The sequence below is a fragment of the Mesorhizobium sp. URHB0026 genome (assembly GCF_054059755.1).
The window spans coordinates 4,113,894-4,126,056 of sequence record NZ_JBSSCN010000001.1 but is presented as its reverse complement, the minus strand read 5'-3'; the positions used below and the strand labels follow the sequence as shown (position 1 = coordinate 4,126,056).

General features: G+C 62.7%; 7 protein-coding genes. 1 reads left to right on the top strand and 6 read right to left on the bottom strand.

Annotation, left to right across the window (positions count from 1 at the left end):
• Window positions 1–67 precede the first annotated feature (67 nt).
• The 4 genes from ACVWWD_RS20100 to ACVWWD_RS20085 all read right to left on the bottom strand — a co-directional run bounded on the left by ACVWWD_RS20100 (window position 68) and on the right by ACVWWD_RS20085 (window position 6,218).
• Entirely contained in the window at window positions 68–436 is a 369-nt protein-coding gene (locus tag ACVWWD_RS20100; protein ID WP_352552270.1) for a hypothetical protein, read from the bottom strand.
• A 591-nt stretch (window positions 437–1,027) separates the two neighbouring features.
• A protein-coding gene (prfB, locus tag ACVWWD_RS20095) for a peptide chain release factor 2 (protein ID WP_015318029.1) occupies window positions 1,028–2,159 on the bottom strand; the annotation gives its coding sequence in 2 pieces (ribosomal slippage) (window positions 1,028–2,092 and window positions 2,094–2,159; 1,131 coding nt in all).
• Window positions 2,160–2,282: 123 nt separating this feature from the next.
• The gene (locus tag ACVWWD_RS20090; RefSeq protein WP_023773079.1) at window positions 2,283–4,727 is read right to left on the bottom strand and encodes a penicillin-binding protein 1A; all 2,445 of its coding nucleotides are present in this window, start codon (window positions 4,725–4,727) and stop codon (window positions 2,283–2,285) included.
• Between the two features lie 213 nt (window positions 4,728–4,940).
• The gene (locus ACVWWD_RS20085) at window positions 4,941–6,218 is read right to left on the bottom strand and encodes an N-acetylmuramoyl-L-alanine amidase (RefSeq protein ID WP_352552273.1); all 1,278 of its coding nucleotides are present in this window, start codon (window positions 6,216–6,218) and stop codon (window positions 4,941–4,943) included.
• A gap of 649 nt (window positions 6,219–6,867) precedes the next feature.
• Between ACVWWD_RS20085 and ACVWWD_RS20080 the strand changes: the two genes are divergently transcribed.
• Window positions 6,868–9,822, top strand: a complete 2,955-nt coding sequence (locus tag ACVWWD_RS20080) for an Rne/Rng family ribonuclease (RefSeq protein WP_457103292.1) — start codon at window positions 6,868–6,870, stop codon at window positions 9,820–9,822.
• 94 nt (window positions 9,823–9,916) lie between these two features.
• On the opposite strand, the gene ACVWWD_RS20075 is transcribed toward ACVWWD_RS20080, so the two are convergent.
• Window positions 9,917–10,864, bottom strand: a complete 948-nt coding sequence (locus tag ACVWWD_RS20075; protein WP_031241230.1) for a glutaminase — start codon at window positions 10,862–10,864, stop codon at window positions 9,917–9,919.
• Between the two features lie 4 nt (window positions 10,865–10,868).
• On the bottom strand, window positions 10,869–12,017 hold the full coding sequence (locus ACVWWD_RS20070) for a pyridoxal phosphate-dependent aminotransferase (protein WP_352553254.1): 1,149 nt from the start codon (window positions 12,015–12,017) through the stop codon (window positions 10,869–10,871).
• Window positions 12,018–12,163: the final 146 nt, after the last annotated feature.

Here is a 12,163-nt window from a genome sequence, read left to right as displayed (position 1 = left end):
AGAAGCGATCCTGACAACTGGCCGTCAGCAGGCTTTTGCGCCAATGCACTTCAACAGTCGGCGCGGCTCAAAATGAGCGCGGCGGCACGAACAGACATATCGTCTTGCCGGCATCGAGACCGGCCTGATGCGCGCACCAGTGAAATTCGCCGTCAGGGCTGTCCTTGATGCGCTTGTCCGTCATCGGAACGACTTCGCCGGTGCCGGCAATCACATAGCCCTCGGGCTTCTCCAGCACTTCGCCGGTATGCGTGGCACGACAGTCATAGTTGGCGCAGCAGGCGAACGGATAGCTCCAACCCTGCGGCTTTGCCGCCGTGGGCTTGGCATCATGAGCAAAGGCCGCAGGCGCGAACATCGCGACGGCAAACAGAGAAAACATAAGTCGGCCGACCGGTTGAACGGCTCGGGCCGATCTGGGCGTGGCAGCAGACATGGGACGTTCCTTTCGAGCGTCAAGCTTTTCGCCTGCCCGTTCCCGGAACGTGTCTTCCCAGTGGCCGGATCATCAGTCGCAGATATGCCGCGTCCGGCCATAAATGCTTTTTGTCTCCCAGCATTTGGATGCTGGGCTGATTCCTTGGTCGGCGCAAGAAGCCGCTGCGCCCAGATATGGGCGCACGCCATAAGCACACTGCTACCGCTGACGAGATTCAAGCCAGGTAAGTTCCCGGCAGGCGGGGCATGCAAACAACGGGATTGGTCCCGGACTAGTTCCAGCCGGTCAAATCCAATCACATGCTCTTGATTGACCGCGACAGTTCCGACGATCGCCCGCAAAGGAGGATCAGCCGCCATGCAGCCGACGAAGCTATGGGCAGCCGGCCGAACGGCGAACACTCGCCGCGCCCGCCTTGGAGCAAGAAAAGCCCCCTTCCCGCACCAGAGCAAAAGCGAATCCGGACCCTTGCGATCACCGCGAACTTGGCGCGCCGCACCGGCTAGTACTTGAGGCCAACACCGGGCGCCGCACGATAATACGTCCGCTTTTGCGACGGGGCTCGCGATCATTGCCCGCGCAAGCAGCCTAATCCAGGTCCGCCACCGCTTCGCCCGCGCCGCCCTCGATGCGTTGCGACAACGAGGCTTCCATGAAGTCGTCGAGGTCGCCGTCGAGCACGCTCGACGGGCTGGTGCTTTCGACACCGGTGCGCAGATCCTTGACCAGCTGATAGGGCTGCAGCACGTAGGACCGTATCTGGTGGCCCCAGCCGATGTCGCTCTTCGATGCCTCGGTGGCATTGGCCACCGCTTCGCGCTTCTTCAGCTCTTCCTCGTAGAGGCGCGAGCGCAGCATTTCCCAGGCCTTGGCCTTGTTCTTGTGCTGCGAGCGTTCGGCCTGACAGGCGACCGCGATGCCGGTGGCGATGTGGGTGATGCGCACGGCCGAATCGGTGGTGTTGACGTGCTGGCCGCCGGAACCCGATGAACGATAGGTATCGATGCGCACGTCGGATTCGGAGACGTCGATCTCTATCCTGTCGTCGACCACAGGATAGACCCAGACGCTGGAGAAGGACGTATGACGGCGCGCATTGCTGTCATAGGGTGAGATGCGCACCAGGCGGTGGACGCCGGATTCGGTCTTCATCCAGCCATAGGCATTGTGGCCCTTGATCAGCAAGGTCGCGGACTTGATGCCAGCCTCTTCGCCGTCGTGCACTTCAAGCACCTCGACCTTGAAGCGGCGGCGCTCGGCCCAGCGCGTGTACATGCGCAACAGCATCGAGGCCCAATCCTGGCTCTCGGTGCCGCCGGCGCCGGCATGGATTTCGAGATAGGTGTCGTTGGCGTCCGCTTCGCCCGAGAGCAGCGTTTCCACCTGTCGGGCCTTGGCCTCGCCCTGCATCGAACGGATCGCGGCTTCGGCTTCGGCGACGACGCCTTCGTCGCCCTCTTCCTCGCCGAGCTCGATGAGACCGATATTGTCTTCCAGCGCCTGGGTCAGGCCCTTGACCGCCGCGATGCCTTCCTCGAGCCCCTGGCGCTCGCGCATCAGCTTCTGCGCTTCCAGCGGTTCGTTCCAGAGACTGGCGTCCTCGGCCCGCACGTTCAGGTATTCAAGCCGCTTTATGGCCTGATCCCAGTCAAAGATGCCTCCTCAGCAGGGTTATCGCCTGCCTGATCTCGTCGACGATATTCTGCGTTTCCGCGCGCATGGCCTGATGTTTTGTCCTGTTGCTGAATGACGCTTCGGTCGGCGCGATACATAGGGACGGTGCCGCCATGTGTAAAGCGAAATGGGCCAGCCGGAGGCTGGCCCAACTGGACGCGTGGATTCGTCAGTAAAGGCCGCCGCCGCCGTCCTGGATGGCCTGGTTGGCCTGCGGCGACAGCGCGCCGCCCGAGGCGTTGGAGCCATCAGCACCCATGCCGATCACCCAGTAGCTGTCAGCGGGGCCGGTACCCGGCTTGAAAGCCTCGATGATGGTGCCCGCATCGCCCGAGGAGGAGCGCATGCCGGTCTTGCGGTTGATGGCGATCAGGTTCATGCCGTCAGGCACCTTGAAGTCGACATTGGGCGTGCCGTCGAGCGCCACACGCATGAAGTCCTTGAAGATCGGGGCGGCAAGACCGCCGCCGGTGGCGCCGTGGCCGAGGCCGCGCGGCGTGTCATAGCCCATGTAGAGCCCAACCACGAGGTTCGGCGTATAGCCGATGAACCATGCGTCCTTCTCGTCGTTGGTGGTGCCGGTCTTGCCGGCTATGTGGCGGCCAAGTTCCCCGATTGTGGCGCCGGTGCCGCGCTGGACGACGCCTTCCATCATCGAGGTGATCTGGTAGGCGGTCATCGGATCGAGCACCTGCTCGGAATTGTCGACCAGTTCCGGCTCGGGCTGGTTTTTCCATTCAGGAGCGTTGCAGCCTTCGCAGCCACGCTCGTCCTGCTTGAACACGGTCTTGCCGTAGCGGTCCTGGATACGGTCGATCAGCGACGGTTTGATCGACTTGCCGCCATTGGCCATGATCGAATAGGCCGAAACCATGCGCATGACGGTCGTCTCGCCCGAACCCAGCGCCATCGGCAGATATGGCGCCAGATGATCATAGACCCCGAAGCGCTCGGCATATTCGACGACCAGCTTCATGCCCATGTCGTTGGCAAGCCGCACCGTCATCAGGTTGCGCGACTTCTCGATGCCGGAGCGGAGCGTTGCCGGCCCGGCGACGGTGCCGTCATAGTTCTTCGGCGTCCAGGTGGTGTTGCCGCTCTGGATGGTGATCGGTCCGTCCATGATCACCGAGGCCGGTGTATAGCCATTGTCGAGTGCGGCCGAATAGACGATGGGCTTGAATGACGAACCCGGCTGGCGCATCGCCTGGGTGGCGCGGTTGAATTCCGACTGCGAATAGGAGAAGCCGCCGACCATGGCGAGCACACGGCCTGTATGCGGATCCATCGCGATCAGGCCGCCTTCCACCTCGGGAACCTGCCGCAAGCTGTACGTATTGTCGGAGCCGTCGTTCTTCTGGACGAAGATGACGTCGCCTGGCTTCAGCACGTCGGCCGGCGACTTGGCCTTGACTGTTTTGCCGTCGACCACATGGCGCATGGCAAAGCCCATGTCCTCCTTACTGACGGTGCCTTCGACGCGTTCCTTCACGATGTCGCCCGACGCCTGGCGTGCGGGCTGCAAGCCGATCGACAGCCCGGACGCCGAACTGTCGAGCACGACGGCCAGCGACCACTCGGGAACGTCTTCCAGGCCCTTGACGGCGCCCAGCGGCACACCCCAGTCGCCGGACACGTCGACCGTCTTCACCGGCCCGCGATAGCCACGCAAAGTATCGTATTTCATCAATCCATTCTGCATCGCCTTGCGGGCAATGAGCTGGACCTTCGGGTCAAGAGTGGTGCGAATCGACAGCCCGCCCTCATACAGCGCGTTCTCGCCATAGCGGGCGATGATCTGCCGACGAACCTCTTCCGTGAAATACTCGCCGGCGAAAAGGTAGGAGCCGCTGCGGCGCGGAGCAACGCCAAGCGGCTCGGCCTTCGCCTTTGCGCCCTCTTCAGGCGTCACGTAACCGTTCTCGACCATCTGGCCGATCACCCAGTTTCGCCGTTCGATTGCTCGGTCGGCATGCTTGAAGGGATTGTAGTTGGCCGGACCTTTCGGGAGCGATGCCAGATAAGCGGCCTCGGCCACGGTCAGCTCGTTTACCGATTTATCGAAGTAGGTCAGTGCCGCACCGGCAACGCCATAGGCGTTGAAGCCAAAGAAAATCTCGTTGAGATAGAGCTCGAGGATACGATCCTTGGAATAGGCCTGTTCGATGCGGAACGAGAGGATGGCCTCCTTGACCTTGCGTTCCAGGGAACGCTCGTTGGTGAGCAGGAAGTTCTTGGCAACCTGTTGGGTGATCGTCGAGCCGCCCTGCATGGGGCCACCCGAAACGTAAGTGATAACCGCTCTGCCCAACCCCGTTATGTCGACACCGGGGTGGCTGTAGAAGTTCTTGTCCTCAGCCGACAGGAAGGCAGCCTTGACGCGATCCGGGATGGCCTGGATCGGCAAATACAGGCGCCGTTCCCGCGCGTACTCGGCCATCAGCGCGCCGTCCGAGGCATGGATCCGGGTGGTCACCGGAGGCTCGTACTTTGCCAGCACTTCGTAGTCAGGCAGATCCTTCGCTACATGGCCGATGTAGAGGGCAACGCCCGCTGCGGCCAGGAGGGCCAGCGTCGTGCCTATGCCGAAGAAATAGCCAATGAGACGAATCATACCCGCTCCAGTCCTTGGTTCGGGAATTTCCTAAACGAAGCCGCCTTTCACGCAAGCTTTCGAGCCGGTCCCAACCCGTAATCGAAACCCATGTCGCCACCATGTGGACAAAATACGGCAAGGCCTGATTTCGCAGCCGCAAGCCCGAAATAAAAGCGCGGGGTGTTGTCATCGCGCAACGCCGCCTCTGGTTGCAGGCGCCCCCGGGCACCGTCAACCTCCAGTTCCAGCCCCGGCACGCGCGGAAGCGAACAATGCCACGGCATTGGTGATGCTTTGCGCTGCCTTGCCGCGCCATTCGGCGTCAAGCAGTTGCGCCTCGTCCTTGGCATTGGAGAGATAGCCGAGCTCGACCAGCACGGACGGCACGTCGGGGGCCTTCAGCACCTTGAACCCGGCCGAACGCTGGGGATTGTTTATAAGGCCGACACTGGTCGACAGCTGGCCAACCAATGTGTGGGCAAAACTCATCGAGAAGGTGTGCGTCTCGCGCCGGATCAGATCGATCAGGATATCGGTCACTTCCTTGTTGTCGTTCTTGATTACCATGCCGGCGAACTGGTCGGACAGGTTTTCACGGTCGGCCAGCGCCTGCGCTTCCGGATCGGAGGCCTTGTCGGAGACGGTATAGACCGTGGCGCCGCGGATGCCTTTGACGCTGATCGTGTCGGCATGAATCGAAATCAGCAGATCGGCCTCGTGCTGGCGGGCAATGCGGACGCGGTCGTCCAGGCGCAGATATTCGTCGGTATCCCGGGTCATGAAGACATCGTATCGGCCGGCGGCCGCGAGTTTGTCGCGCAGCTCCGTGGCAAAGGCCAGTGTGACGTTCTTCTCGATGGTGCCGTTCAAGCCTTCGGCACCGCCGTCTATGCCGCCGTGGCCGGGGTCGATGACGACGGTGAATCGGTGGCCCGGATTGGAGACAGGCCCGGTTCCGACCCGGCCGCCCTTGTCGGTCGAAACCGTGGAACCGGTCGTCAGCGCCTGATTGGCAAGAGCGGCGTCGAACTCACGTTCGGAGGCCGCCGACATGTCGACGGCAAGGCGGTAGCCGGTTCCGTCCTCGTTCTTGAGCACATCGAGCTTGTCGACGGCGAACGGCCCCTTGCCGGTGAGGATCAGTCGCGAGACGCCCTCGCCGAGTTCGCCGAGCCGCACGCCCTTGACCAGGCCACGCGGTTTCAGATCCTTGGCATCGATGGCAAATCGGGTGTTTGCAAGATCGATGACAAGGCGATTGGGTCCGCGCAGCAGGAACCATTTGATGTCAGGCTCGCGATCGAAATCCATGACGATGCGCATCTTGGTGGCATCGCCGGCCATTTTGTAGCCCTTGGCCACGAGCGGAGCGTCGGCGGCATTGGCAACAGGGAAAAAGGCTACAGGGAAAAAGACCTGGGAAATCGCCACCAGCAGCAGGAGACAGAAGGCACGGAGAACCTGGCCGCCAACACGACATCCCTTGTCTGTGAAGTCCGCCAGTCCCATCTTTCTTCCAGTCGCTCCCGGTTTGGCGCCAGGCGCCGGTTCGTTTCGTCAACATGCCGGTTAGGCCGCGAGCTCGATTAACGATTGGTATCCAGAGAAGGTTAACCAAGCCTTTTCACGCAAGGACCGGGCCAGGCTTACGCTACGGAACTGCTTTTTGCCGGCATCGGAAATCGGGGTTGCCTTCCAACCCGCCAAATCATAAAAGCGATGGTGGATCACTGCAATCCTGGAACCGCCCTCCTCCGCAGCTTCCTGCTACAGGGTCAGATGAAAGGCGGCTCCTTTCGCTTCACGCGAAAAGGCTTCAGGTGATTGCGACGAATTTCGCAGGTGTGCTCCCGTGGCGGGGGAATCGCCTGCGTGAGGAAAACGGCCGGGTTTATTCCCGCGCCGGCTCTGTATGAGCAAACAAGCTGGTCCGGTTTCCGGGCTTTGGTTCAAAAGGTTCTGCTGGTGACGATGGCTTCAAGCGCAATCATGGAAAGGTCCGCATCAAACCGCGCCAATATGGCTGCGGGCGGCACCGCCATGACACGCAGGCAGCGTCCGGCGGACATTCAGACATCCGGCACCCACACACCAGAAACGCAGCAGCGGGCTTTGCCTTGCAAGCTGCGGCTGGCGGCTGCCGGGAGGAAACGAAATAATGCCCAACAAAATGCTGATAGACGCCTCCCACCCGGAGGAAACACGCGTAGTCGTCGTACGCGGTAACCGTATCGAAGAATTCGACTTTGAATCCCAGGACAAGAAGCAGCTCAAAGGAAATATCTATCTCGCCCGTGTAACGCGCGTCGAACCCTCCCTTCAGGCAGCCTTTGTCGAATATGGCGGCAACCGTCACGGTTTTCTCGCCTTCAGTGAGATACACCCCGATTACTACCAGATTCCGGTCGCCGACCGTCAGGCACTGCTGCGCGCGGAAGCGCAGGAGGCCGAGGACGAAGAGAACGAGGACAGCGAAGGCGACGATCGCCAGAGCCGGGATCGTGGACGGCGCGGTCGCCGGCGCGGCGGCAAGCCCCGCGACCGTGGTGAAAACAGGCGCGATGCCGGCGCGGCCGAATCCGGCGAGGCAAGCGAAGTCGCCGGCGAGGCAGACGAGAACAACGACAATGGCCCGGATGACAACGGCCCGGATGTTGTCGCCGAGAACATGGCCGACTTTTCCGGGACCTCGGAACACGCATCCGACGCCTCGGATTACGCCGACGCATCCGAACAGGACGAGGTTTCTTCCGAACAGGATAAAAGCGAGACCAACGACGCCCCCCCCAAGTCGATCGCCGCCTCCGTCGAAGGCGATGTGATTTCCGAGCCCATCCCGCAGGCGGAACAGGGAAGCGAAGCCACCTCCACCGACAATGATCGCGGCATGCTCGAGGAAGTATCCTCTTCCCATCCAGACGATCATGAGATCGAATCGGTCGGCGCCGAGGACGCGCTCGAGGAAGTGCGCAACCGCCGCAAGCCGGTGCGCCGCCAGTACAAGATCCAGGAAGTGATCAAGCGCCGGCAGATCCTGCTGGTGCAGGTCGTCAAGGAAGAGCGCGGCAACAAGGGCGCGGCGCTCACCACATATCTGTCGCTCGCCGGCCGCTATTCCGTTCTGATGCCGAACACTGCGCGCGGCGGCGGCATTTCGCGCAAGATCACCAGTGCGGTCGACCGCAAGCGCCTCAAGGAGGTCGTTGCCGATCTCGAAGTGCCGCAAGGCATGGGGGTCATCCTGCGCACCGCGGGCGAGAGCCGCACCAAGGCCGAGATCAAGCGCGACTACGAATATCTGATGCGGCTGTGGGAGAACGTGCGCAATCTCACGCTCCAATCCACGGCCCCTGCCCTCGTCTATGAGGAAGGCAGCCTGATCAAGCGCTCGGTGCGCGACCTCTACAACAAGGACATCGACGAGATTCTCGTCTCCGGCGATGAGGGCTATCGCGAGGCCAAGGATTTCATGCGCATGCTGATGCCGAGCCACGCCAAGGTGGTTCAGCCGTTCCGAGACACGACGCCGATTTTCGTGCGCAACGGCATCGAGGCGCAGCTCGACCGCATGCTGCAGCCGCAAGTGACGCTGAAGAGCGGCGGCTACATCATCATCAACCAGACCGAAGCGCTGGTCGCCATCGACGTCAATTCGGGCCGTTCCACCAAGGAGCACTCGATCGAGGACACCGCGCTCCACACCAATCTGGAAGCGGCCGAGGAAGTCGCCCGCCAGCTCAGGCTGCGCGACCTCGCCGGCCTGATCGTCATCGACTTCATCGACATGGAGGAGAACCGCAACAACCGCTCTGTCGAGAAGCGGCTGAAGGATCACCTCAAAAACGATCGTGCTCGCATCCAGGTCGGCCGCATCTCGCATTTCGGCCTGATGGAGATGTCGCGCCAGCGCATTCGCGCCAGCGTGCTGGAATCGACCATGAAGCCGTGCCCGCATTGCGGCGGTACCGGCCATGTCAGGTCCGATTCGTCGGTGGCGCTGATGGTGGTCCGGGCGATCGAGGAGTTCCTGCTCAAGGATTCGAGAAGCCACATCACGGTGCGCACGCCGGCCGCGACCGCGCTCTACGTACTCAACCACAAGCGCGGCACGCTGGTGGAACTGGAAAGCCGCTTCGGCCTGACGATCACCATCGAGGCAGACGATGCGGTCGGTGCCCAGCACTACGCGATCTTCCGCGGCGCGCTGGCCGAAAAGCCGGAAGGTTTCGTCGAGGTGCGCAGCCTGCCGGCCTATGTCGAGCCGGAAGAACCGGAGGACGAGATCGTCGTCGCCGAGGAGGAAGACGAGGCGCCGGCCCAGGCCGAACAGCCGCGCCACGCTCAGCAGCCGCAGCATCAGCAGCCCAAATCCGGCGAGGACGGCGAAGGCCGCGATCGCAAGCGCCGCAAGCGCCGCAGGCGGCGTGGCGGCAAGGACCGCGATCGCGAGCATGGCGCCCCGACGGACGGCGCTTCCCTTTCCACATCCGATGACGGTTTCTCCGCGCGGGAAAACGCGGCGGACCATGGCGGTGCCGAGGCAGACGACGAGGCTGCGGTCGCCGCAACCGAGACCGTCGAAACGGCGGAAGCGTCCGACGATGGCCAGGGCAAGAAGCGTCGGCGCGGCAAGCGCGGCGGCAAGCGCAACCGTCGCGAAGACGGTGAAGGCGAGACCGAGGCGGAAGCCGGCGAAACCACCGAGCCCGCCGAGGCTGACGCTTCGCTAAGCGAGCCTGTGTCGATCGAGCCGGTGGCTGCCGCCGCCGTCGAACAACCCGCGGCTACCGTGAGCGACGAGGTGCCAAGCACCGAGAAGCCCAAGAAGCCGCGTCGCGCAGCCAAGCCGAAGAAGGCGGCGGCCGAAGCCGTCGCCGAGGAGCCGACCGCGGAACTGGCCGTGCAGGCACCCGCCGAAACGCCAGCCGCGGCATCGGACGAGGCAGCGGCCACCGAGGAGACGCCGAAGGCCCGGCCATCGCGCCGCAAGGCGGCAGCCGCTGATACGCCTGTCGCACCGGTGGTTTCCTCGACCGTCGCCGATGAGCCTGAAGTCAAGACCGAAGAAAAGCCGAAGCGTGCCGGCTGGTGGCAGCGGAAAGGCTTTTTCTAAGCTTTTCAAACCGTTGAATTGATTCTCTGACAAAAGAATCCCGCGCCGATCGAAATGAACGGCGCGGGATTTTTCTTATCGGCAGGTCACGTTTCTAAGGCGCGAAGATCGACCAGTTCATCATCCTGGCGAGCTTTTCCAGCGCGATCGAACCCAGCTTGGAATTGCCGTTGGCGTTGAGGCCAGGCGACCAGACGGCGAGCGAGGCGACACCCGGCACGATGCCCAATATGCCGCCGCCGACGCCGCTCTTGCCGGGGATGCCGACGCGGAAAGCAAAATCGCCAGAGCCGTCATAGTGGCCGCAGGTCAGCATCATGGCGCCGATGCGCCGCGCCCGCTCCGACGACACCACGGAATGCCCGGTTGCCGGGTTCTTGCCGCCATTGGCGAGGTAGCGGCCGGCCATCGCCAATTGCCGGCAGCTCATGGCGATGGCGCAATGGTGGAAGTAGACGCCCAGCGCCAGTTCCGGCGCATGATAGAGATTGCCGAAGGATTTCATATAGTTGGCGAGCGCGAAGTTGCGGTAGCCAGTGGCACGTTCGGAAGCCGCGACCTCGCGGTCGATGATGATCGTCTCGTCGTCGGCGAGGAACTGGATGAAGCGCAGTATCTCGCCGATCGCCTCGCGTGGCTGGTGGCCGGCAAGCAGGATGTCGGAAATGACGATGGCACCGGCGTTGATGAACGGATTGCGCGGAATGCCGTTCTCATGCTCGAGCTGGACAATCGAGTTGAACGGGTTGCCTGAGGGCTCGCGCCCCACCCGCTTCCACAGCGCGTCGCCCACATTGCCGAGCGCCAACGTCAGGGTGAACACCTTCGAGATGCTCTGGATCGAAAACGCCTGCTCGGCATCGCCGGCTACGAGCGTGCGGCCATCATTGGTGACGGCCGCGATGCCGAATTTCTTCGGGTCGATCTTGCCCAGTTGGGGAATATAGGTCGCGACATCGCCGCGATCGGTGCGTTCAGCCATTTCCGCCGCGACTTCCGCCAATGCTTGATCAAGTTTGGGGGCCTGTTCGACTTCCGGCATGACGCTACCTCAACCAGCTTTCGATGCGCGCCATCGCCTCGACCATGTCGTCGTGGCTGCCGGCGTAGGAAAACCGCATCGTGCGATGCCCCGCCCGAGTGTCGAAGTCGCGGCCGGGTGTCGCGGCCACATGCGCCTCGGCCAGCATCCTGCGGGCGAAGACCATGCTGTCGTTGCTGTGCCGGGCGACATCGCAAAAGGCATAGAAGGCGCCATCCATGGGCGCCGCCAGGGGAAAACCCAGCTCCGGCAAACGCTTCATCAAGAGCTCGCGATTCCAGGCATAGCGTGCCTTCACCGCCTCCAATTCCTCGGTTGCGGCAAACGCCTCGATCGCGGCGATCTGCGACAGCTCCGGTGGCGAGATGTAGAGGCTCTGGGCGACGCGCTCGACCGGCCGCACGAGTTCTTCCGGCAAAACCATCCAGCCGATGCGCCAGCCGGTCATGCAGTAGTATTTCGAGAAGGAGTTGATCACCGTCACGCTGTCGCTGAAGGCGAGTGCCGTGGTGTCGGGGGCTCCATAGGCCAGCCGATGGTAGATCTCATCGGAAATGACGGCGATGCCGAGCGATTCCGCCGTGGTGATCAGCGTCGCCAGCTCGTCGGCTGGGATGACGGCGCCCGTCGGATTGGCTGGACTTGCAAACAGCACGCCCCTCAGCGGCGCCTCGCGATGCGCGGCGTCCAGATGTCCTGCGTGCAGATAAGCCGCGTCGCCGAGTTCGATTTCGACCACGTCGATGCCAAGGGCCGCCATGATGTTGCGATAGGCGGGGTAGCCGGGAGCGGCGATGGCGACCCGGTCGCCCGGGTCGAACATCGCCAGGAAGGCGAGATTGAAGGCCGCCGACGATCCGGTGGTCACCGCGATCCGGTCGGGGTCGACATCGAGGCCATAATGATCCGCGTAATGCCCGGCGATCGCCTTGCGCAGCGGGGCCAGACCCAAGGTGTCGGTATAGCCTATGCGTCCATTCTCCAGCGCCTTGGCGGCGGCGGCGCGAACCCGTACGGGCGCTGGATCGGATGGCTGGCCGACCGCCATGGAAATCACCGGCACGCCCTGAGCCCTCAGCCGGTTCGCTTCGGCCAGCACATCCATGGCGTGGAACGGCTCGACATTGCCGCGATGGGAGAGTGAAACGACCATTTTTACCCCTGTCCCGAGGATTGAGCGCGCCAGGTCCTGACGCATGCGCCGCACAAATGCCCGATTGATGTGAGGATCACAAGTTGAGGAAGTTTTTCAGGCGCCGACTTTTCATCTTTCGCCCGCTCGTCTACCAGTGGACACAT